We start from the raw sequence: 23,425 nt of genomic DNA, 5'->3' as shown, positions 1-23,425 counted from the left end.
TTAAAGGAGTTTTAGCTAAATTTAGCTATAATTTAAAAATTTCATATATAAGGATAGCAAATGAGCCATATTTTAATCATTGGAGCTGGCGGAGTAAGCCAAGCAGCAACGGTAAAATGTGCGATGAATTCGCAAGTATTTACCAAAATAACTCTAGCAAGTCGCACCAAAAGCAAATGCGATAAGATAGCTAAATTTATAAAAGATAGATTAAATATAGATATTGATACAGCGGTGATCGATGCTGATGATACAGATGCGGTTGTAAAGCTTATTAGGGATATTAAGGCTGATTTACTCTTAAATGTCGCTTTGCCATATCAGGATTTGACCCTAATGGACGCTTGCTCTAAGGCTAAAATTCCATACATAGATACGGCCAATTACGAGCACCCAGATACAGCTAAATTCGAGTATAAACTCCAATGGGCTAAAGATAGCGATTTTAAATCTGCTAACACTATGGCGTTACTTGGTAGCGGATTTGACCCAGGCGTTACTAATGTCTATTGTGCCTATGCGAAACAATATATATTTGATGAGATTGAGTATATCGATATTTTAGATTGTAACGCTGGAGATCATGGCTATGCGTTTGCTACAAATTTCAATCCAGAGATAAATTTGCGTGAAGTCAGCGCAAAAGGTAGATACTACAAAGATGGCAAATGGATAGAAACCGAGCCGATGGAGATAGGATTTAGCTGGGACTACCCAAAAATTGGCCCAAAAGATAGCTATTTGCTATACCACGAAGAGCTAGAAAGCCTAGTAAAAAATATCCCTACTCTAAAGCAAATTCGCTTCTTTATGACCTTTGGCCAAAGCTACCTAACCCATATGAAATGCCTAGAAAATGTCGGTATGCTAAGGATTGATGAGGTTGAGCACAATGGGGTAAAAATCGTGCCAATTCAATTTTTAAAAACCTTACTACCAGACCCAGCAAGTTTAGGCGCTAGAACTAAAGGCAAGACAAATATAGGCTGCGTAATCACTGGTATAAAAGATGGAAAACCAAAAAAAATCTATATCTATAATGTATGCGATCACCAGGAGTGCTATAAAGAGACAGGCGTTGGTGCGGTTAGCTACACCACAGGAGTGCCAGCAATGATAGGCTCAATGATGGTAGCAAAGGGGATTTGGAAGGCAAATGGAGTGTTTAATATGGAGGAATTTGATGCTAAGCCATTTATGGATGAGCTAAATAAACAAGGCCTCCCATGGGAGATAATAGAGATGGCACCAAATGAAACCAGATTAATCAAGGAAATTTAAGCCAAATTTAGATAAAATCCCAATTTTTAAACTCAAAAAAAGGAAAAGCAATGAAAAAAGATATACATCCAGAGTATGTTGAATGCACAGTTAGTTGCGCTTGCGGAAATACTTTTAAAAGCAGATCAAATAAAGCAGAGATAAAAGTAGATATTTGCAATGCTTGTCATCCATTCTTCACAGGTAGTGAAAAGATCGTAGATAGCGCAGGTCGTGTAGATAAATTTAAGAAAAAATATGGTATAAAATAGTAGTTTGCTCTACTTTCTTCCTACTCCAATTGGTAATTTAGATGATATTTCAAAGAGATGCCTGGACATCTTGAACCTTTGCGATATTATCATTTGTGAAGATAGTAGAGTAACTAAATCTTTTATAAATCTTCTAAATTCAAGATATAATCTAGATATAAAGCCATCTGAGTTTTACTCCTTACACACTCATAATGAGAGTGAGTTTTTTGCTAAATTTGAAGTTAGTAAATTGGTAGAAAAAATCGTAGTATATGTAAGTGATGCCGGTATGCCTTGTATTAGCGATCCAGGAGTATCCTTAGTCAAATTCGCCCAGAAAAACTCCATCAATTACGAAGTGTTAAGCGGATCAAACGCCTTGCTTTTAGCAGTAGCAGCTAGTGGGCTAGTAGAAAAGGAGTTTAGCTTTTTAGGATTTTTACCAAATAATGGAAAAGATAGAGATATAGCCTTACAAAATGCCCTTAACTCACCCTATCCAGTAGTTATATACGAATCACCAAAAAGAGTTTTTGAGCTTATTACTTCAGTAGCAAAAATGGAGCCAAATAGAGAAATTTTCGCTATTAAAGAGGCTACGAAGAGATTTGAAACCAAATTTAAAGATAGAGCACAAAATTTAGCAATAAAGCTAAAAAATGCCAACCTAAAAGGCGAATGGTGCGTAGTAATCGCCGCTTCAAATATAATAAATCAAGAAAAAATCACAATATCAGATATTGATGAATTAGATATCCCACCAAAGCAAAAGGCAAAATTACTAAGCAAATTAACAGGCAAAAGCGTCAAAGAGATATACAACCAATTAACCAATCAAAATTAAAATAGAAAATTTGCTAAATTTATCTATAAAAATAAGCTAAAATTTAAGGGCTTTTAGATACCATAAGCACTATGATTGTCTATGGAAAACAGCTATTTTTACATTTGTTAAAACATCACAAAGAGAAGCTTGAAGAGATATATCTAGCAAAAGAGGTTCAAAAAGATATATTCAACCAAATAGCAAAAGTTGGTTTGAAAATTCAAAAAGTTGATAATCAAAAAGCTCAAGCACTCGCCCGTGGTGGCAATCATCAAGGCTTCTTAGCAAAGGTAAAAGAGTATGAATTTGCCACTTTAAATGAGATTAAAAAGTCTGATTATTTGGCAATTTTATATGGTTTAAGCGATGTGGGAAATATCGGTGCTATAGTAAGAACTGCATATGCCCTAGGAGCTGGAGGAGTAATCGTAGTAGGAAAAAACCAAAATCTAGCAATACAAGGCATAATACGCTCTAGTAGCGGTGCGGCGTATGAGTTGCCAATCGCTCTTTGTGATGATGGATTGAGCTTTATCAATGAGTTAAAGCAGGTTGGATTTAAAATTTACGCTGCAAACGCTGGTGGCAAGAGTGCTAAAGATTTTAAATTTACCCCTAAAACCGCTATAATTATGGGTAGTGAAGGTGAAGGAATACCAAATAAGGTATTACAAAAGTGTGATAATATCCTAGGCATAAATATGCGTAGGGATTGGGATAGCTTAAATGTCAGCGTGGCATTTGGAATATTATTTGATAGGATTGTAAATGGCTAATGGTATAGAAAAACTTTTAGAAATGGATCTTAAAGAGATCACTAAACGCACTCATATAGAGACTGAATATTTAGAGTATATGTGTGAGAAAAATTATGAAAAACTTCGTAAATTAAACGCTTCTGGCTTTGCTAAAATCATAAGTCGTGAGTATGGGCTAGACCTTCAAGATTGGATAGATGAGTATAATGCTTATTGTAAAGAAAATGGTTGTGCTGGTAGCTCTAATTGCAGTGTGGCACCTAAAATTCCAGCATATACTCCAAAGAGCGATAATAGCAAGGCTCTAACGATAATTTTAATCATAGCTTTAATAGCTGTAGCTATCGTTTGGCTGATTAAATTTACCAATATTTTAGATGGTATAGAGTTGCTAAATTTTGAGAAAAACCAAAGCATTGCATACTCCGCTACCACGGTAGTAGAATCCGCTAAAGAGAATTTAAAAAGCACAGATAGCGTAGCGGCACAAAATGATGAAAATATCACTAATATAGAAGATAACAAAACTCTAGCTATAAGCGATGATAACGCCACTATAACAGAATCAAATTCAACCATCCAAAGCATAGAGATTCAAACTCCACAAATAGTAAATCAAGCAGATAAAATAGCTAAAATTATCCCAGCTAAATCCATTTGGATAGGCATCAAAAACATAGATGGCAAAAATAAAAAATCATACACAACCAAAAATGCTTTAGATATAAATTTAAGCATAGACCAACTAATCCAAACAGGCCATGGTGAGCTTACCTTAGAATTAGATGGCAATCAGAAAAAATTTACATTGCAAAAACCATTGAGATTTGTAGTAGAAAATGGAGTTATCAAAGAGATTGATTATGCTGAATTTGTCAAGCTAAATAGAGGCGCTCAATGGTAAAATCAATATCTCTATTATTTATCCTTGCTATGAGTTGTTTTGGCTTTGATCTATATAGCAATATTAAAAGCATTATATCAGAACAAACTTACGCTAAAAATAGAGATAAAATAGAAAAAATATTTGCTATACAATCTGAATTTATAGATAATAACGGCAACCCAAACTATGCTAAAATCACAAGTACCCTAAGGGTAAATTCGCTTTTAAATATTAGCTACTCTAAGCCTGTAAATTTAGAAATTGCATTTTATAGTCCAACTTCTGATATTTTGATGTTTAAGAGTATATCTGAAGCACTAAAAAGCATTGGATACTCATATTTTTTAAGCAAATCTTTAAAGAGCAACACCGAAGGGATAGTCTGGCAAATTTCAATGAGCTCAAGATTTATCCTTGACCCTGGCACACTATATAAAGAGCTTGGCAAAAACCAGATATTTATCAAAGATATTAAGCGCGATGGAGAATTTAGCTTCACTTATAGCATTGATGCGTCTCAGGCTGTGCTATCTACTCATGATTATATTAGCGATGTAGAATTTGACCTTGCTAAGCCACTTGAGCCATATTTTTTAAATATAAATCAAAAGAGTGAAGCATTGATAAAAAGCTATATATCAGATAGCTGGATATGCGATATAAGGGTGCTTGATAGGGATTTGAATTTAATAACTCAGATCAAATCAGATAAGCCAGAAAAGGAAATTTATATCAAATTTCCTCCAAATTCATACTATTTACTCATAGATGATGCTTTTAGCTTAGAAAATATTAAACGAGGTTTAAAAATTTATATAAAATCAAATTAAGGAGTTAGTTGTGTTTGATGAGATAAGGTTTAATACCATTGAGAGATTGCCAAACTACGCTTTTGCAGAAGTCAATGCCATTAAAATGGCAGCAAGAAGAGATGGTGCTGATATTATAGATTTTTCTATGGGAAATCCAGATGGCAGGACACCGCAGCACATAATAGACAAACTATGCGAAAGTGCTATGAAAGATAAAACACATGGCTACAGCGTCTCTCAAGGTATCTATAAACTTCGTGTTGCGATATGTAATTGGTATAAGCGAAAGTATGGCGTCATCTTAGACCCTGAAACAGAAGCAGTCGCCACTATGGGTAGCAAGGAGGGCTTTGTCCATTTAGTTCAAGCTATAACCAACCCAGGAGATGTCGCCATCGTGCCTGATCCTGCCTATCCTATACACACTCAAGCATTTATTATAGCTGGTGGCAATGTAACCAAAATGCCTCTAATCTATAATATAAATTATGAATTAGATGAGAATAAATTCTTTGAAAATTTAGAAATCGCCATAAAAGAGAGCATACCAAAACCAAAATATGTAGTGGTAAATTTCCCTCACAACCCAACTACAGTAACATGCCAAAAAAGCTTTTATGAAAGGCTTGTAGAGACTGCAAAGCGTGAGAGATTTTATATAATTAGCGATATAGCTTATGCTGAGCTTACATTTGATGGATATAAAACTCCAAGTATATTTGAAGTAGATGGCGCTAAAGATGTAGCCGTAGAGTGCTATACTCTATCAAAATCATATAATATGGCAGGTTGGCGTGTAGGCTTTATCTGTGGAAATAAAAAGCTAGTAGCAGCACTTAAAAAGATAAAATCTTGGTTTGATTATGGAATGTTTACTCCTATTCAAGTAGCAGCCACCGTGGCACTTGATGGCAATCAAGATTGCGTTGAGCAAATCAGACAAACTTATGAAAAGCGAAGAGATACTCTCATAGAGGCATTTAGTGCAGCTGGCTGGGATATAGCTAAGCCAAGAGCTAGTATGTTTGCTTGGGCAAAGCTTCCACCACAAGTAGGCAACATAAGTAGCAAAGAATTTGCCAAGCAGCTATTAACCAAAGCCTGTGTAGCTGTAAGCCCTGGGGCTGGATTTGGCGTAGCTGGAGATGACTATGTAAGAATAGCTTTTATAGAAAATGAAAATAGAATTCGCCAAGCTGCAAGAAATATCAAAAAATATCTAAAAGAAGTCCAATGAGAGTAGCAATATTAGGCTTTGGAACGGTAGGAAGTGAAGTTGCTAATGTCCTTATAAAAAATAGCGACTTAATAGCCTCTAGAGCTGGTGTAAGCATAGAGCCCGTAATAGGTGTAGTAAGAGATCTATCCAAGCACAAAAACCCTATAATCCCACTAAGCGATGATCTTCAAAGTGTGATAGATAGAGATGATATAGATGTATTTGTAGAGCTTATGGGCGGGATCGATAAACCATATGAGATAGTAAGCAAAATTTTAGAGCGTAAAAAGGCGGTAGTAACGGCAAATAAAGCCCTTTTAGCATACTATAGAAATGAGCTTGAAGCATTAGCTGGGGATACGGCATTTGGCTATGAAGCTAGTGTCGCTGGTGGAATTCCAATCATAAAAGCCCTAAGAGAGGGATTAAGTGCAAATCATATCCAAAAAATTATAGGGATAATGAATGGCACTAGCAACTATATTTTAACAAGTATGATGAGTAGTGGAATTCAATTTGATAAAGCTCTTAAAATGGCTCAAGAGCTAGGATATGCTGAAGCAGACCCGACATTTGATATAGGTGGATTTGACACGGCTCATAAATTGCTAATTTTAGCTAGTATTGCCTACTGCGTACATGCTAAACCAGAAGATATCATGATAGAGGGCATAAGTGAAATTAGCAGTGAAGATATATATTTTGCTAATGAATTTGAATACTCCATTAAGCTTTTAGCCATTGCTAAGCGTGATGAAGGCACCTTAGAGCTAAGAGTTCATCCAGCATTTATAAGCAAGGATAAGATGCTAGCAAATGTAAATGGAGTTATGAATGCTGTAAGCGTCGTAGGCGATGCTGTGGGAGAGAGCTTATTTTATGGGGCTGGTGCTGGTGGAAGTGCTACTGCAAGTGCTGTTATAAGTGATTTAATAGATATAGCTAGAGAGATTAGAAACCCTATGCTTGGCTATAAAGCACCACTTGAGTCCTTGCCACTTAGGTTATTAAAACCAAATGAGATCAAAACTAAATATTATTTAAGATTAAAAGTTGCTGATGAAGTGGGGGTTTTGGCTAAGATTACGAATTTAATGAGCCAAAATAATCTCTCAATAGATAGTTTCTTGCAAAAAGCCAAAAGCAAAGATAATGAGTATGCTACACTATTTTTTACCACTCATACTTGCTTAGAGGCTGATATGTTAAGAGTGATTGATAACCTAAAAAACGAAAACTTCATCAAGGCTAAGCCATTTATGATTAGGATTGAGAGTTAAATTTGGGCTTAAAAGAGTATCTTTTTGGGCATGAATCTGAGAAAAAAGCAGCCAAATATCTGGTCAAAAATGGCTATAAAATTTTGGAGTTAAACTACAAAACCAAATTTGGAGAGATTGATATTATCGCTAGTAATAGATCAACTCTCCATTTTATCGAAGTTAAAGCCTCTACTAAAGATTATCAAACAATTTATAGAGTAACCAAATCCAAATTAGAAAAAATAATTAAAGCTATAGATTTTTATATGCTAAGTTTAAACTTAAATATTCCTTATCAAATTGATTTAATCTGCATTAATGGCGAAGATATAGAATTGATAGAAAATATCACATATTGATTAAATTTCTTGCCATATTTTTTTAAAATTTAATAATTAATAAAATTTATTAACTTTTATATTTTATAATATTTTCTGATTTGATGAAGTTTGAGTTACCTAAAATTATGTTTGTTATTTTTAGTTTAACTTTTTTAATGTATAATTTTACTATAAACCATAAAGGAGATAAAAATGGGTAAATATATTGACTTAACTGCTGAAAATTTCAATATCGCTAAAGAGGGTGTCGCTTTAGTGGATTTCTGGGCTCCATGGTGCGGACCATGCAGAATGTTAGCTCCAGTTATTGATGAATTAGCCGAAGAGTTCGATGGCAAGGCAAAAATCTGCAAAGTAAATACAGATGAAGTTCAAGATTTGGCTGTAGAGTATGGCGTTCGCTCTATTCCAACTCTACTATTTTTCAAAAATGGAGAGATTAAAGATACTTTAATCGGTGCTCAATCTAAAACTGCAATCGCAGAAAAAATAAACTCACTTCTATAATTAACAGGGGCTGTAAGCCCCTAACTCACTTCAATTCAAATCATTCTTTTATATCAAATTTATTTTTATGTAATATCTGTAAATATTATATAGATATAAATTTAAAATTAGGAGAAACTATGTTAGATGTAGCTATAATAGGTGGGGGACCAGCTGGTCTTAGTGCAGGGCTTTATGCTACTCGTGGTGGGTTAAAAAATGTCGTAATGTTTGAAAAAGGAATGCCTGGCGGTCAAATCACCAGTAGCTCTGAGATGGAAAACTACCCTGGCGTAGCAACCGTAATGGATGGTATGAGTTTTATGGCTCCATGGCTTGAGCAATGCACAAGATTTGGTCTAAGGCATGAGATGGCTGGAGTAGAAAAAGTATCTAAAAATAGCGATGGTAGCTTTACTATTACCTTAGAAGGTGGCAAAACAGAAGAGGCAAAAGCGGTGATTGTCTGCACAGGCTCAACTCCAAAAAGAGCTGGATTTAAAGGCGAAAATGAATTTTTTGGTAAGGGAGTTAGCACTTGTGCTACTTGTGATGGATTTTTTTATAAAAATAAAGAAGTGGCAGTTTTAGGCGGTGGCGATACTGCTATTGAAGAAGCTGAGTATCTATCAAGAATTTGTTCAAAAGTCTATTTAATCCATCGCCGTGATACATTTAGAGCAGCTCCAAGCTCTGTTGAAAAAGTTAAGAAAAATGAGAAAATAGAGTTAATCTTAAACGCTACAATAGAAGAGGTATATGGCGATAGCGTAGCTGGCGTAAAGGGCGTTAAGATTAAATTAAATGATGGAAGTATAAGAGATTTAGTCGTTCCTGGAATATTTACATTTGTTGGGTTAAATGTAAGAAATGAAGTTTTAAAAGATGGAGATAAATTTATTTGCGATATTTTGCCTACTGGTCAAGTCAAAGTAGATCTAAAAATGCAAACTTCAACTCCAGGGCTATTTGCCGCAGGAGATTTAAGACAAGATGCACCTAAACAAGTAGTTAGTGCAGCTGCTGATGGTGCTGTAGCCGCACTTAGTGCGATGAGCTATATTGAGAGCTTACATTAGCATTAAAGCCACTTATTAATTTAAGTGGCTCTTTTACTAAATTTTATATACAAATATTTTAAAAAATAATAAAATTTATTTATGCTAATCTTAATATAATTATTAAATTTAATAGTAAAAATAATGCCAATAAGTGTATATATAAAACCTTTAACTACTATTATAATCTAAACAATTACCATTATAAAAAGCATAAGTAAAAATCTATACATAACACTCTTAAGGATTTTGCTATTAAAACATGCGTTACTCTTATGCTTTACACTCTCTTTGAGAAAGTTCCTATTTTTACTTCGCTAGAGCCAAGCTAATCTTTGCGACCAAAGTTTTTTAAATTCTTTTCTTTAAAGGACAGGGGAAACTAAAATTTGAAAGCCAAAACAGTTTCCCCTATCCTATTTTTTATCTACTTTTAACGCACGAACAAGTCCGTGCTAAAGTAGCAAACACTAAAGTCCCTACTGCGTAAGGTTACCCTTAAGATCTGGGTCCCTTCCCAATTTGGCATTTTTATTTTTACTCCAAATTTTCGCCAAAAACTCCTTCGAGTTTTTTGTTGCGAAAATTTTGTGGCGTAAGCCACTTATTTTTAACTTCGCAGTGGAGCTAAGCCCCACTTTGCGACAGGGAGCTACGCTCCCTTAACCCACCTAAAGTTATCCATCCGACAAATGCGAATGAAATTATGGTTTAACTTCACTAGAGCCAAGCTAGTCTTTGCGACAAACTTTTTTAAATTCTTTTCTTTAAGGGGCAGGGGAAACTATTTTTAACTTCGCAGTGGAGCAAAGCTCCACTTTGCGACAAGAAGCTACGCTCCCTTGACCCACCTGAAGCCCCACAAGTGGGGTACCCCATTTATGGGGACTTTAGTATTTGCTACTTTAGCACGGACTTCGTTCGTGCGTTAAAAGTAGGTAAAAATGGGTTTTCCCTATCCCTTAAAAATCAGAGCCCCTTCCCAGTTTGGCATTTTTATTTTATAAAAACTGAGCTATAGCTCAGTTTTCTTTTTATCTATTTATTTTAAATTAAAACTTATACTTAACCCCTAGTGTTCCATTATAGATTTTCTCATTATTTCTTAGTTTTGCTCCTATGTTGGCATTTATGCTAAATGAGTTATTTAGAGATACTTCAGCACCTAAGGTTGTGTTTATATAGGTGTGTTTTTTCTCATCAGCTTGACTTATTATACTATACTCATTTCCTACGAAATTTGCTACACTATCTGTGCCACTTTTGTATATATCTCTCTCAAGGGCTGGTTTGAAATAGAAGTAGCTATACTCATCATAGTATTTTCTAAGCTCAACTCCTAATTTAGCAGTGGCGTTTTTATTAGTTGTTTTATTATAGTGTAAGTTTATATCTCCACTCTCATTAAAATCTTTTGTTTTTATATAATTATAATTTAGTCCAATAAGTGGCTTTATAAATATATTATTAGTATCAAATACATATCCATACTCTAGCTCAATCCCAGCAAAATTAGTATCATAATCAGCTGTGTAGATACTATTTAATACATTCTTGCTATAATCACTCTTACTAATTCCATAGTAGATTTTACTATCTAGTTCTGAATTTCCAAAGAAGCTTTTTGAGTAGATACCAAGTTGGTAGTTATCACTACTATTTACTATATTATCTCCACTGCTTTTTGCTTTAGCATAGCTAAAGAATACTCCAACTATATCACTATCAAATGCATAATCATATCCAAATATAAAACCATATATCTTAGTATCTGGGCTATTTTTTAAATATGCTTTAGCTCCTAAGATATTAGCCCATAGATTATTATTAGTTTCAAATCTCTTTGTATAGTCTCTAATCATACAAGCTAAAGCCTCATCATCACAAGAGGCAAACTCTACCCCATCAAGGTTTTTTATAGCTGAGGCTAGAGCCATACTACTATTATTTGGATTTAATAAAGATATAACCCTAGCATCAAGAGCATTTTTACTTAAGCTTATTATAGAGTTTATATTTGTATTTAGCTTTAATGCTTCAAGGGAGTTTTGGATTGAGTTTTTCTCTAAAGATTGTAGTTCTTTGATGGCGGTGTTAATCTCTTCGATAATATCATCGATCGCATCTTGTACTTCTTTAGGAATTTCATCTGTGTTATTGGTTGGATTAACTTGGGTTGTGGTGTTATTTTGGTTAGCTGAATTTTCATTGTTGGTTGGGTTATTGTTTTGATTAGTTGAGTTTTGGTTACTAGCACTTTCATTTGTGTTTGTATTGCTCTCTTGGTTATTTGCTGCGGCTGAATTTCCACCACCATTTTGGTTATTTGAATTTTAATTATTGCTTGGGTTAGTTGCTGGAGTTGTAGGTCTTTCCAATCCACTAATCACATCTTTGATTGTCTCATTACCCAAGGCTTCTAATTTTTTAATTGAATTATTAAATATTTCTTGCGCTATTCTTGGAATATCATATACATTAGATGGATTTTTTGGATCATAGTCAAGATCGCCTATATCTAATTTTTTATCTCCAGTAATATGATCATATATATTTTGTATTGCGTAGGTTATATTTGCTTTTTCATCTGGGTGTAAAGCTTCCCATGCTTGGCTTAATAAAAACTCCCTATGCGAATTTGTATCTATATTTAGCTTATCGCCAAAGTATTTAAGGGTGCTATGCCATATTATTAAAGCCTCGCCAAGAGCCCTTACATCAGAGTATTCATGGATTTTTTCCATTTTATCTATGTATTGTTCGATTTTACTCCTAATATCCTTACTTGCGCTACTATCTATGGTGGTTATATCAAAATTAATACACTCCAATCCATAAAGACGGCACATCATCGTTTTAGGGGTATTGGCATAAAGTGAGCTATCTAGACCAAAGCTAATTATTGCCATACTTACAATTTTTGATATTTTCACAATTCTCCTTATATGATTTAAATTCAAGGTAGGCATTATACCCCCCCCCATTAATCTAAGCTTAATTTTTGATAAATTTAGATAAAATTTTAAAAATTAAAAGATTATTTTTAGGATATTTTAATGAGTATTTTGGTTATTAAAGGCTACCATACTTCACATTAAATACTTCGCTAGTAATAACTAAAAGCATTTTAGAAATTACAAATTTTATTAAATCTGTGCGTAGAATAACAATCTTAAAAGGCTTTTAATGGGTGGATTACGCCATGGATTTTAATAAGGGGTACCCCATTGTGGGGACTTCAGTAGAGCGTGGCGAAACTAGTTTTACTAGTGAGCCAAAAAGCATAGGTAACCCCACTCAAGGAAACCACCCCTAAAGGGGTCGCATTCGCTGGTTTTGCAGGAACCTTCTCAAAAAGAGTACAAAGCGCAAGAGTGCGGGGTCAAGTGGGTGGAGCTTAGCTCCACTGCGAAGTTATAATAAAAAATAAATTATATCGATACTAAGCATACTTTTTGCCGTAAAAATTATCAAATTTAATCTTTAAAATCCAATTTCAATATATTTGTTTTGTTACGATGAGTAAATAAGAATTAAGTTGTGTTAATGATAGAATTTATGATTTAATTGTGTTAAAAATCTGAATTATATAAAAATTTATATAAATTTGACAGCCAAAAAGGCTGCCAAATCGGGCTTACATCATACCGCCCATTCCACCCATACCGCCCATATCAGGCATTGCTGGCATAGCTGGTTTATCCTCTTTGATTTCGCTTACTGTAGCCTCTGTAGTTAGTAACAAGCTAGCCACGCTCACAGCATTTTGAAGTGCTACACGCTCTACTTTAACCGGATCTATAATCCCAGCTTCAAACATATCTACATACTCTCCGCTTGCAGCGTTAAATCCGTAGTTTGCATTATTTGCTGTGCTTACTGCATTTGCTACTACTCCTGCATCAAACCCTGCATTTTCAGCGATTTGGCGAAGTGGGGCAAATAGGGCACGTTTGACAATATTTGCTCCGATTAGTTCATCTCCGCTTAAATTTAAATCCACTTTATTGCCAGCTTTGATTAAAGCAGCACCACCGCCTATTACGATGCCCTCTTCTACTGCTGCTTTTGTAGCATTTAGAGCGTCATCTACTCTATCTTTTTTCTCTTTCATTTCAGTTTCAGTCGCAGCGCCAACTTTGATAACTGCCACACCGCCACTTAATTTGGCTAATCTTTCTTGAAGTTTTTCTTTATCATAATCGCTTGTAGTTTCGATAATTTGAGCTTTGATTTGATTAATTCTAGCATCTATTGCATCTTTTGAGCCTGCACCATTTACAATTGTAGTGTTATCTTTGTCAATTACAACTCTATCAGCTTGACCCAAATCACTTAAACTAGCACTTTCTAAAGTTCTACCTAGCTCTTCGCTTATGACTTCACCGCCTGTTAAAATCGCTATATCTTCTAGCATAGCCTTTCTTCTATCGCCAAACCCAGGAGCTTTAACCGCTGAGATGTTTAGCACTCCACGAAGTTTATTAACAACTAAAGTCGCTAAAGCCTCGCCCTCTATATCTTCAGCGATGATTAATAGCGGTTTGCCAGTTTTTTGAATTTGCTCTAAAACCGGTAAAAGATCTTTTAAATTTGATATTTTTTTATCAAATAATAGTATAAATGGGCTACTTAGCTCAACTTGCATTTTCTCTGCATTTGTGATGAAATATGGACTTAAATAGCCTCTATCAAATTGCATACCCTCAACTACATTTAACTCATCATTGATTGATTTAGCCTCTTCAACTGTGATAACTCCATCTTTGCCTACTTTTTCCATAGCTTCAGCTATTAGATCACCAACGCTTGTGTCGCTATTAGCTGAGATTGTAGCTACTTGGGCGATCTCTTTTTTGCCTTCTACTTTTTTAGATGCGTTTTTAAGCTCGTTTATCACCGCAGCGGCGAATTTATCCATACCTCTTTTTACTTCAATTGGATTTGCACCAGCTGTGATATTTCTTAAACCTTCTTTAAAAATAGCGTGAGCCAAAACTGTGGCAGTTGTAGTGCCATCGCCTGCTTCATCGTTTGTTTTGCTAGCTACTTCTCTTACTAAACCTGCGCCCATATTTTCTATAGTATCAGCCAGTTCAATCTCTTTAGCCACGCTAACGCCATCTTTTGTGATTGTTGGGGCGCCAAAGCTCTTTTGTAAAAGCACATTGCGTCCTCTTGGTCCCATTGTTACTTTGACCGCGTCGCTTAATTTTTTAACACCATTATATAATCTATTTCTAGCATCATCTGCAAATATAATCTCTTTTGCCATCTTTTATCCTTTTATTATTTTATAATTCCTAAAATATCTTCTGTATTTAAAACTAGATATTTTTTATCATTAAGCGTAATTTCGCTACCGCTATATTTAGCAAATACAACCGTATCACCTACGCTAAGACCCTCTGCTTCTTTGCTAACAGCTACAACTTTACCTTGACTTGGTTTTTCTTTAGAAGCATTATCTGGAATGATAATACCTGAAGCTGTAGTTTTAAGCTCTTCTTCCCTCTCTACAAGCACACGCTTGCCTAATGGCTCAAAATTCATCTCTATCCTTTCGTTTATATGATTTGTCTTAAAAATTAGCACTCTATATATTTGAGTGATGAAAATATATCATAATTTTATATATATGTCAATAAATTTACCCCAAATTTAAATAAAAATTATCAAAAACATTTAGTCTAATCCACTCAAGCTTAATAAAATTTCTCTATAACTAGCAAATTTAATTTATTAAGCTAGATTTGAGTATAATTAAATAAATTTTTTTAAGGAATTTAGATGAGAGTTTTATACTGGATTTTAGGAAGCTTAGCCGTGCTTTTGGCTATTGCTTATACCCTGCTTTTTAGTAGCGTTGGAAATAGCATAACAAAGCCATATATACAAAAGATAGCATCTCAAAAGAGCGGAATGGATATAAGGCTTGATGAGTTTAAGCTATCTATCAGCACTCTTGATATTACCGTTAGTGTAAATAATGCCTTAAAAGCTAGAATTTATGGTAATTACAGCCTATTTACCCAAAAATTAGACCTTAACTACACCGCTAGCACAAGCGATTTAAGTAGTTTTGGGGTGGATATTAAAGATAATATAAGCTTAAATGGTGCTATTTTAGGCGAATTTAATAATTTTATTGCTAATGGTAGTGGGACGATAGTTGGGTCAAATTTGCGTTTTGCTACTAGAATTGCCAATTTTGCTCCAGTTGAGATAAAGCTAGATGCCAAATCGCTTGAACTAGCACAAATTAGCTCCATAGCATTAGGAAAGCCATATATAAAAGGCAAGATGAATATCATAGCTGATATTGGTAGTAACGATGGAAATTACAATGGAAATGCTACTTTAAATATCCCAAATTCTATAGTAAATAGCGAGTTAGTGGCTGCTGATTATGGTGTAAATTTGCCACAAAATTTCACAATAAAAGCAAACTCAAATTTAAACTTAGATGGTAGAGTTGCTAAGGCTAAAAGCGTGATTACCACGCCAGTTGCCGTTATCGCAGCTTTAAATTCAATATATAATATTGATGAAAATGCCTTAAATAGCGATATAAATTTAAATATTCCAAATTTGGCTAGACTTGAGCCTATAATCGGTCAAAAACTACATGGAGAGATCACGGCTAAGGCTAATACTAAGATAGTTGGAGCCAATTTAGAGTTTTTAGATGCTGATATTAATGGATTAGGCGGCGTAATAACAGCTAAAATGGCAAATAATGAGGTAAAAGCAGATATTAAAAAAATTAAATTAAATGAGCTTTTAAAACTCATATCTATGCCAGCACTAGCTAATGGAAGTATAAACGGCAACGCCACAATAATAGGGTTAAATGACCCTAATAAAAGAGCTGGAGATATAAAAATAGATATAAATGGTGGGCTATTTAATGCTAGTGAATTAAATAAGATGATTGGCTCAAATATAAATAAAAATATCGCATTTAACTCAAATATAAAAGCAGATTTAAAGGGCGATGATGCTAATCTAAACGCGAATTTAAAATCTGAAATTTTAAATATAAATAGCCTAAATGCAAACTATAATCTAACGCAAAAAATCGCAAAAGCTAGTACCCAAATAGTAGCACCAGACCTTGCTAAATTAGGCAATATTTCTGGAGCCAAACTAACAGGTCAAATCGCTATAAACGCAGATTTAATAGGGGATTTGAATAATCAAAAATTACCATTAAAAAGTGCAAATTTAGATATTAAGGCTATTGATGGGTTGATTAGTGCTAATATAGATAATGGCAAATTAAAGGCTAAAATTCAAAATATTTTGGCTCAAAATCTCTTTTTGATGATTGGTCAAAAGCCACTTTTAAGCGGGGAGTTAAATGGGGAGCTAAATCTTGATAGCATTGATATTGCTAATTTAAATGGCAAGGGCGAGATAAGACTAGAAAATGGGGTGCTAAATGCGACAAATTTAACAGAGCTAACAAACAAAACATTTCCACAAAATACCACCATAAACGCACATATCAAACCCACTTTTACCAATTCCACCATCCATTTTGCCACTACGATTAATTCAAATTTAGCCACAATAAACAAATTTGATGGTAGCTATGATATAAATAAAAATAGCCTTGAAGCCATATATAACGCTGATATTCCAAGGCTAGATAAGCTAGAGTTTTTAACTGGAATGAAGCTAAATGGCTCACTAAATCCAAGCGGTAAAATCTCTATAAATGATAATATAAATGCTACTTTAAATAGCGATTTTATCGGCTCAAAACTCAAAGTAGATATAAGGAATAATAAAGCAAATTTAACCTTACCTAAATTTGAGATTGCTAAGCTTTTGGAATTTTTAGATTTTAGTGCTTTTTATGAAGGGGAGGCTACTTTAAATGCTAATTACGATCTAAACAGCTCCAAAGGCGATTTCAAAGCTGATATAGCCAAAGGGCAATTAGCTAAGAGTGATCTTACAAATTTAATTAGCGCTACAATTCAAAAAGATATAACAAATGAAGTCTATAAAGATGGCTATATAAAAGGGATAATAGATAAAAATTTGATTAATTTCAACGCTTTGCTAAGCTCACAAAAATCAGATATAAATATTACATCTGCTAGTTTAGATACCGCCTCAAAAGCTATAAATATCCCAGTTAAAGCGAATTTAGAAAAGACTGATATAGCTGTAAATATCACAGGCACAAGCGACCAGCCAAAGTATGCTATTAGCTCTAACTATCTAAAAGATAAGGTTTCAAAAGAGATTGATCGTGGACTAAATAAGCTATTTAAAGGCGACGAAGAGAAAACTCAAGGCACAAAAGATCTCATAAATGGCCTTCAAAATTTATTTAATCGCTAAGCCATTTTACAGCTTAGATAAGATCAAGCTAAATATTTTTTAGCTTGATTAATCGCACTTAATAGATAATCCACATCATCATCGCTATGAGACCAGTGAAGGCTAACTCTTAACCAGCCAGGCTTAAAGCTAAGCGGTTCATCATCATTAAGCCCTAAAAGATCATGTCCATATGGTCCAGCACATGAGCATCCATCACGACTTTGAATTCCAAATTTCAAGCTTAGAGTTTGAGCTAAATCAAATGGCGATATGCCTTTGATATTAAAAGCAAAAATAGCGAGTTTTTCCTTATCTTTTGGAGCGTAATTTACCACCCCTTTTATATGAGATAGTCCATATTCGAATTTACTCATCAGCCTATCTTTTTGATTTTTGATAAACTCCAGTCCCACTTGATTTCTAAGCTCAAAAGCCAAATACGCACGGATAAGCTGAGTAATGGCAGGAGTTCCAGCATCTTCTATCTGCTCTATATCATCTAAATAACGCACACTTTTTTTGCTAACATAGCTAACCGTTCCACCAGCTGAAAATGTAGGCAAATTTGTATTAAATAATGATTTTCTAATAGCTAAAATCCCACAACCACCAACCCCACCAAGCAATTTATGCGAAGATATAAATATAGCATCACACAAAGAGCTATCTACATTCTCATACGCTATCAAGCTTGAAGCGTCTATGGCAATTACAGCATTATACCGCCTTGCTATGGAATTTATAGCCTTTATATCAGTTTTAATCCCAGTTACATTTGAAGCAGCACTAATGCTAATTATAATCTTTCTATTAGCGTTAATCTTTAAAATTTTATCTAGCTCCCCCCAGTGTAATCCGCCATCTCTAGCTAGAGGTATTCGCACCACTTCACAAGCTCCACTTCTATAGCTAATCTCATTGCTATGGTGCTCATATGGCCCAACAATCACTAAAGGCAAAGATCGCCTTATACTATCAAAATTGATATTCAACGCCATTTTGGTAGCTGGTGGAATATAAATTCCCATAATTTCTTGAAATTTTTTGATCGCCGCACTGCTGCCTTGTCCGCATGGTAAAAGCAAAAAATCGCTTTGTAAATTTAGTAATCTTTTAATTCCAGCCCTTGCATTTTCATAATAATTTGTCGTGATATTTGAGCATTGGCTACACTCGCTATGAGTGTTAGCGTAAGTCTTTAAAACTCGCCTTATCTCATCTTCAATAGGCAAATACCCAAGCCCGCTAGCAGTCCAATCAAAATAGTAAATTCCATCTTTTAATATTATATTTTGGCGAATTTTATCTATATTCAATACTTATTCCTAGATTTTTGTCTAATTATACTAAAATTTAGTAAAATCTAAATTCACAAACTCTATTTGCCCCTTAAAGCGGCTAATCTACTTTTGGCTTTTTGAGCTATATCCTCTTCCATATCATAATATTCAAATGTAGCCCCATGCTGAATTGTCCCATCTAAAATATCTCCAGCTTGGCGGTTTTTTAAATCTATCTTAGCCACCTCAAATCCATCAAGAGTTTTAGCAAATTCCTTAAGCCTACTTGGTATATTATCAAGCTTAGTATATAGATAGCACCAGCCAACTCCGCCATTTCTACTAACCCTACCACGAAGCTGATGAAGTGAAGCAAGACCTAACTTCTCAGCACCAACTATAACAATAGTAGAGAGTCTAGGAAGTGAAATCCCAACCTCAACAATCGTAGTAGCTAGTAAGATATTGCCATCATTAGCAAACTGCTCTAAAATATCATCTTTTTGCTTATCCTTGCCATGCGTGATATAGACCTTTTGAAATTTATTTAACCAAAATGGAGCAGCCGTGCTTAAGCTTTGATAGTTGCTTACTTGGCTATCTTCTATGAGCGGATAGATGATTATTGTCTGTTTATTTTCTTGAATTTGAGCCTTGATATGCTCTAAAAGTGCGTTAAATCCGCTATTTTGGATTATTAGCGTTTTAATCTGCTTAATAAATGGAGTTTGCTTTAAAAAGCTAAAGCTAACTAGCTCAGACTCAATAAGACAAAGCGTCCTAGGAATAGGTGTCGCACTAAATTGCAAAAAGTGCGCCCTTAGGCTTTCATCACGAGTTAATTCATCGATTTTTTGCCGTTGAGTTGAGCCAAATCTATGCTGTTCATCGATCATTATTAGAGTGCTTTTTGGTAAATTTTGGTATAAGAGTGCGTGAGTGCCAACTATCAAATTCGCATCTTCTAAATTTATATTTTTTGAGCCTTTTTGTAGATATACCACCTTCATAAATTTCGGTAAAAGCCGTATTGCCTCACTATAAAGCTGAGTAGCAAGGATGGTAGTAGGTGCCATTAAAATAGATAAATTTGGAGAATTTAAAAGTGCCGCACCAAGTATCACTAAAGTCTTACCGCTACCTACATCTCCCATTATCACTCGTTTTGCTGATAGATCTTTAGCAAGATCGATTTTAATATCATTTAGCGCTTTTAGCTGGTCATTAGTAGGCTTAAAAGGTAGATTATCCAACCACTGCGAAATATCATATGGCTTAATAGCAGTGGCTTTAAATAGCACTTTTTTTACACTAAGCTTTTTTAAATAGTTAAAAATTTCAATAAATTTTAAAATTTTCATCTGCTTAGGGGTTAAATTTAAAGCTGAATTTGTCTCATTAAGATTATGTAAAGATAAAATCTCATTAGCCTCATTAGTTTCAAGTCCTTGAGCGATTAAAGAGTCAAGGCTTATATATTTTTGAATTAATTTTTGAATTTGGCTATCTTTTATAGATCTTTTATAATGTGGGATAATCTGGCCAACCTTGGTTATAATCTTAGGATTGCTAAACTGCCAAATTCCATTATACAACATGCTTTTACCATAGATATAAAGCCTCTTACCACGCTTAAATGAAGCATAATGCCACGCTTTAGCATTAAAAATAACAATACTTACACTACAATCCCAAGAGATACAATAAGCCAAAACATTAAGTGTATTAGGGCGAGTAAGCGTAGATTTAATCTCTATTTCTACGCTATTATCGCCTGAATTTGGCTGATTTTTTATACGCAAATCCTCAAAACTCTTTGGCAGTATCAAAGCTAGATCTAGCAAACTAGCAATCCCTAGCTCTTTTAGCTCTTTAATTTGCTCCACTACTTTTGCTCATTATATAAACAAGCGATACTAAGAGAATTAATCTCATCTAAGCTAGATATAAATGAGTTTAGCTCATCTAATCCCAAAGCCTTTATACGCTCTAAATTTAGATCAAATTCGCCAAGCTCATAGCCTTGATAATGCTCCTTTTGAGCTATTGCAAGTCGCTTAAATAGCGTCTCTTTGCTAAGAGGCTTACTACCAAGCAAGAAATTTTTAGCCGCGTCAAGCTCTTTTTGCGTTGCTCCATTTTGGACAAATTTAGCTATCTCATCTTTTATAAGAGTTATGGCCTCATCTTTGCTCTCATTTTTAGTTTGTAAGTAGCCATTTAAAGAGTTATAGCTTAAATTTAAATTTGCCGAGCAATATACGCTATAAGCTAGCCCACGCTTAACCCTAATCTCCTCCATCAATCTAGACCCAAATCCGCTACTACCAAGAATAAACATAGCCACATTTAGCTTAAATTTATCCCTTAAATCAAAATTAATCGGCGAACCAAAATATATATAAGCTTGCTCGCTTGGCTTATCAATTATCTTTAAATTCTTATTTTTGCTTACTTCTATCTTGGTTAATGTTTTTTCTTTGCCATGGTTTAACACATTAAAAAGCTTTTGGAATTTGACATTTTCTAACTCTATATCTCCACCCAAAACAACGAACATATTCTCAAGAGTTAAGCTATCTTCTATAAATTCCTTAATATCGCTAAGCTCTATTTGACTAATGCTCTTAGGTGTCCCGATACTAGGCGTAGCTAAGCGTGAGTTAGGGTATAAAATCTCTTGTAATGCGCTACTAGCTTGATAATCATAGTCGCTACTATATGAAGCGATCACGCCTAGAGCTTGAGTTTTTAGCTTTTCTAATATATTTTTATCGTAGTTTGGATCTGATAATAAATCCACAAGCATATCAAATCCATATTCAAAATGTTCGCTCAAACTCTCTAAGCTAATCTCAAATGTCTCAAATCCAGCACTAGCCCCAAGCATAATAGCCCTCATATCAAGAGCTTTATTAAACTCACTACTACCAAGCTTTTTCGTCCCTTCGCTTAATAATTCAGCGGCTAATTTTGCTACTCCATATTTTTTTTCACTACAGGTTCCAGCTACCTTAAAAACAAGCTTTAATCCCACAAGTGGCAACTCGCAACTACGCTCATAAATCAGATCAATATTATCAATTTTTAAATTTAATCTCTCCACTATTTTACCTCATTTAAATAATACTCTATTTGGTCTTTTCTTAAAATCCTTATGTAGTTTGTGCTACCAATCTTTCCAGCTGGATAACCCGCTGTAAGAGTATATGTAGATTCATAGTTGATTAAACCAGCATCTTTTAAGCCTTTTATTGTATTAGCTAGTAGCAAATTTAGCTGATTTTTAGAAACAACCAAGCTTGGAGTAACACTCCAAACAATTGTAAGGCTTCTAGCGATGGCCTCATCATGAGTTACGGCTATTATAGGCATTGTAGGGCGATTTCTTGCCATTTTTATCGCACTTGATCCGCTACTAGTAATGGATATGATAGCATCAGCACCGATCCTTTGAGCTAAATGCGAGCTAGCACTAGCTACCATATCTGTCTCATCGTCAAATTCAAACTCATCAAATTTACCATATGGATAGATAGATTCACTTTGGATTATTGTAGCACTCATCGCTTTTACCACTGCTACTGGATTTATACCCACCGCACTCTCTTCGCTTAGCATCACAGCATCAGTTCCATCTAATACAGCATTTGCAACATCGCTAATCTCAGCCCTAGTGGCACTTTGGCTCTTAGCCATTGTAAGCATCATCTGGGTAGCTGTGATGACTGGGCGATTGGCTGCGTTGGCTTTTTTGATTATTGATTTTTGAATGCTTGGGACTTTGTAGTATGGCACCTCAATTCCTAAATCCCCACGAGCTACCATAATTCCATCACTTGCTTCTATAATACTATCGATATTTTCTACTGCGTCAAATTTCTCTATCTTAGCAAAAACCTTAGCATTTGAGCCAAATTCTCTTAATATAGCTTTGGCATTTATTATATCATTTGCATTTTGCACAAAGCTAATAGCGACAAAATCCACCCCATTTTGAGCTCCCCAAAGCATATCATCTCTATCTTTTTGCGTAATAACATCAATATTTAACTTCGTATTTGGGAAATTCACTCCCTTATTTGAGCTTAAAATGCCATCATTTTCTATAATGGTTTCGATAATATCAGCTGAGCACTTCACCACTTTTGCTCTGATAGTTCCATCATATAAATATATATATTCACCCTCTTTAATCAAAGATAAAATTTGAGGTTGATTGATACTTAGCTCATAAATTTCGCCATTTTTACGACCAATTATGCTATCTTTTAATACATTTAATCTATCTCCAGCCTTTAGCTCAAATGGCTCATTTAAGGCTCCAACCCTAATCTTTGGCCCACAAATATCTTGTAAGACTCCAACTCTAATACCAAGAGAATTTGAAGCCTCTTTAATCTTATCAATTGTGGATTTATGATACTCATGTGTGCCGTGTGAGAAATTTAGCCTAAATACATTAACCCCCTCTTGGATTAATGACTTAATCACATCTATAGAGTCGCTAGATGGGCCGATAGTTGCTACGATTTTTGTCTTTTTCATATCTGCTCCTAAGTTTTGATAATTATACCAAATTTAAGAATAAATAATGAAAAAAATATAAAATAAAGTAGAATTTAGGCGGGATAATCCGCCTA

Annotated in this window: 19 protein-coding genes and 1 pseudogene; 12 read left to right on the top strand and 8 right to left on the bottom strand. The window is 34.5% G+C overall.

Translation table 11 applies throughout. The features are described 5' to 3' along the window. Positions 1-60: 60 nt before the first annotated feature. From CSUIS_RS01760 to trxB, 11 genes are all read left to right on the top strand, one after another. Complete coding sequence (locus CSUIS_RS01760) at positions 61-1,281, top strand: saccharopine dehydrogenase family protein (protein WP_086296862.1); 1,221 nt, start codon at positions 61-63, stop codon at positions 1,279-1,281. Between the two features lie 50 nt (positions 1,282-1,331). After that, positions 1,332-1,532 carry a 50S ribosomal protein L31 gene (rpmE, locus tag CSUIS_RS01755; protein WP_086237777.1) on the top strand — a complete coding sequence of 67 codons (201 nt, stop codon included), beginning with the start codon at positions 1,332-1,334 and terminating at the stop codon, positions 1,530-1,532. 4 nt (positions 1,533-1,536) lie between these two features. Continuing rightward, complete coding sequence (gene rsmI, locus CSUIS_RS01750; protein WP_086296860.1) at positions 1,537-2,358, top strand: 16S rRNA (cytidine(1402)-2'-O)-methyltransferase; 822 nt, start codon at positions 1,537-1,539, stop codon at positions 2,356-2,358. 71 nt (positions 2,359-2,429) lie between these two features. Next, entirely contained in the window at positions 2,430-3,116 is a 687-nt protein-coding gene (rlmB, locus tag CSUIS_RS01745; protein ID WP_086296858.1) for a 23S rRNA (guanosine(2251)-2'-O)-methyltransferase RlmB, read from the top strand. Next, complete coding sequence (locus tag CSUIS_RS01740) at positions 3,109-4,002, top strand: hypothetical protein (protein WP_086237780.1); 894 nt, start codon at positions 3,109-3,111, stop codon at positions 4,000-4,002. Before rlmB ends, CSUIS_RS01740 begins: the two co-directional genes overlap by 8 nt. Beyond that, positions 3,996-4,814, top strand: coding sequence for a hypothetical protein (locus tag CSUIS_RS01735; protein WP_086296855.1), 819 nt, complete (start codon positions 3,996-3,998; stop codon positions 4,812-4,814). Before CSUIS_RS01740 ends, CSUIS_RS01735 begins: the two co-directional genes overlap by 7 nt. Before the next feature lie 10 nt (positions 4,815-4,824). After that, entirely contained in the window at positions 4,825-6,033 is a 1,209-nt protein-coding gene (locus tag CSUIS_RS01730) for an LL-diaminopimelate aminotransferase (protein WP_086296853.1), read from the top strand. After that, complete coding sequence (locus CSUIS_RS01725) at positions 6,030-7,295, top strand: homoserine dehydrogenase (protein WP_086296851.1); 1,266 nt, start codon at positions 6,030-6,032, stop codon at positions 7,293-7,295. The genes CSUIS_RS01730 and CSUIS_RS01725 overlap by 4 nt, the downstream gene beginning before the upstream one ends. Positions 7,296-7,297: 2 nt before the next feature. Then, on the top strand, positions 7,298-7,636 hold the full coding sequence (locus tag CSUIS_RS01720; protein ID WP_086296849.1) for a YraN family protein: 339 nt from the start codon (positions 7,298-7,300) through the stop codon (positions 7,634-7,636). Between the two features lie 174 nt (positions 7,637-7,810). After that, the gene (gene trxA, locus CSUIS_RS01715; protein ID WP_086237785.1) at positions 7,811-8,125 is read left to right on the top strand and encodes a thioredoxin; all 315 of its coding nucleotides are present in this window, start codon (positions 7,811-7,813) and stop codon (positions 8,123-8,125) included. 119 nt (positions 8,126-8,244) lie between these two features. Further along, entirely contained in the window at positions 8,245-9,183 is a 939-nt protein-coding gene (trxB, locus tag CSUIS_RS01710; RefSeq protein ID WP_086296847.1) for a thioredoxin-disulfide reductase, read from the top strand. Positions 9,184-10,214: 1,031 nt separating this feature from the next. On the opposite strand, the pseudogene CSUIS_RS01705 reads toward trxB, so the two are convergent. From CSUIS_RS01705 to groES, 4 genes and pseudogenes are all read right to left on the bottom strand, one after another. After that, positions 10,215-11,435, bottom strand: a pseudogene (locus tag CSUIS_RS01705) (autotransporter outer membrane beta-barrel domain-containing protein); the annotation flags it as partial. Positions 11,436-11,495: 60 nt separating this feature from the next. Continuing rightward, positions 11,496-12,095, bottom strand: coding sequence for a hypothetical protein (locus CSUIS_RS01695; RefSeq protein WP_086242537.1), 600 nt, complete (start codon positions 12,093-12,095; stop codon positions 11,496-11,498). A gap of 704 nt (positions 12,096-12,799) precedes the next feature. Further along, positions 12,800-14,437 (bottom strand): chaperonin GroEL, encoded by a 1,638-nt coding sequence (groL, locus tag CSUIS_RS01690; protein ID WP_086296842.1) that lies wholly within the window; start codon positions 14,435-14,437, stop codon positions 12,800-12,802. A 14-nt stretch (positions 14,438-14,451) separates the two neighbouring features. Then, positions 14,452-14,715, bottom strand: a complete 264-nt coding sequence (gene groES / locus CSUIS_RS01685) for a co-chaperone GroES (RefSeq protein WP_086242535.1) — start codon at positions 14,713-14,715, stop codon at positions 14,452-14,454. 237 nt (positions 14,716-14,952) lie between these two features. Between groES and CSUIS_RS01680 the strand changes: the two genes are divergently transcribed. Then, the gene (locus CSUIS_RS01680; RefSeq protein WP_086296840.1) at positions 14,953-17,520 is read left to right on the top strand and encodes a translocation/assembly module TamB domain-containing protein; all 2,568 of its coding nucleotides are present in this window, start codon (positions 14,953-14,955) and stop codon (positions 17,518-17,520) included. A 23-nt stretch (positions 17,521-17,543) separates the two neighbouring features. On the opposite strand, the gene CSUIS_RS01675 is transcribed toward CSUIS_RS01680, so the two are convergent. The 4 genes from CSUIS_RS01675 to pyk form a co-directional block, all read right to left on the bottom strand. Then, positions 17,544-18,818, bottom strand: coding sequence for an aminotransferase class V-fold PLP-dependent enzyme (locus CSUIS_RS01675; protein ID WP_086296838.1), 1,275 nt, complete (start codon positions 18,816-18,818; stop codon positions 17,544-17,546). Positions 18,819-18,880: 62 nt separating this feature from the next. Beyond that, positions 18,881-20,668: an ATP-dependent DNA helicase RecG gene (gene recG, locus CSUIS_RS01670; RefSeq protein ID WP_086296837.1), complete on the bottom strand. Its 1,788-nt coding sequence runs from the start codon at positions 20,666-20,668 to the stop codon at positions 18,881-18,883. Then, a complete protein-coding gene (locus tag CSUIS_RS01665) occupies positions 20,668-21,888 on the bottom strand; it encodes a M16 family metallopeptidase (RefSeq protein ID WP_086296836.1) in 1,221 nt (406 codons plus the stop codon). The genes recG and CSUIS_RS01665 overlap by 1 nt, the downstream gene beginning before the upstream one ends. After that, positions 21,888-23,330: a pyruvate kinase gene (gene pyk, locus CSUIS_RS01660; RefSeq protein WP_086296835.1), complete on the bottom strand. Its 1,443-nt coding sequence runs from the start codon at positions 23,328-23,330 to the stop codon at positions 21,888-21,890. Before pyk ends, CSUIS_RS01665 begins: the two co-directional genes overlap by 1 nt. Positions 23,331-23,425: the final 95 nt, after the last annotated feature.

This window comes from Campylobacter porcelli (genome assembly GCF_002139855.1).
GTDB lineage: Bacteria > Campylobacterota > Campylobacteria > Campylobacterales > Campylobacteraceae > Campylobacter > Campylobacter porcelli.
This window is presented reverse-complemented; position numbering and strand designations above follow the sequence as displayed.

Excerpts from the sequence above, each read along its gene's own strand:
- CSUIS_RS01760 (WP_086296862.1), top strand. The coding sequence starts at position 61 with ATGAGCCATATTTTAATCATTGGAGCTGGCGGAGTAAGCCAAGCAGCA.
- rpmE (WP_086237777.1), top strand. The coding sequence starts at position 1,332 with ATGAAAAAAGATATACATCCAGAGTATGTTGAATGCACAGTTAGTTGC.
- rlmB (WP_086296858.1), top strand. The coding sequence starts at position 2,430 with ATGATTGTCTATGGAAAACAGCTATTTTTACATTTGTTAAAACATCAC.
- CSUIS_RS01740 (WP_086237780.1), top strand. The coding sequence starts at position 3,109 with ATGGCTAATGGTATAGAAAAACTTTTAGAAATGGATCTTAAAGAGATC.
- CSUIS_RS01735 (WP_086296855.1), top strand. The coding sequence starts at position 3,996 with ATGGTAAAATCAATATCTCTATTATTTATCCTTGCTATGAGTTGTTTT.
- CSUIS_RS01725 (WP_086296851.1), top strand. The coding sequence starts at position 6,030 with ATGAGAGTAGCAATATTAGGCTTTGGAACGGTAGGAAGTGAAGTTGCT.
- trxA (WP_086237785.1), top strand. The coding sequence starts at position 7,811 with ATGGGTAAATATATTGACTTAACTGCTGAAAATTTCAATATCGCTAAA.
- trxB (WP_086296847.1), top strand. The coding sequence starts at position 8,245 with ATGTTAGATGTAGCTATAATAGGTGGGGGACCAGCTGGTCTTAGTGCA.
- groL (WP_086296842.1), bottom strand. The coding sequence starts at position 14,437 with ATGGCAAAAGAGATTATATTTGCAGATGATGCTAGAAATAGATTATAT.
- groES (WP_086242535.1), bottom strand. The coding sequence starts at position 14,715 with ATGAATTTTGAGCCATTAGGCAAGCGTGTGCTTGTAGAGAGGGAAGAA.
- CSUIS_RS01680 (WP_086296840.1), top strand. The coding sequence starts at position 14,953 with ATGAGAGTTTTATACTGGATTTTAGGAAGCTTAGCCGTGCTTTTGGCT.
- pyk (WP_086296835.1), bottom strand. The coding sequence starts at position 23,330 with ATGAAAAAGACAAAAATCGTAGCAACTATCGGCCCATCTAGCGACTCT.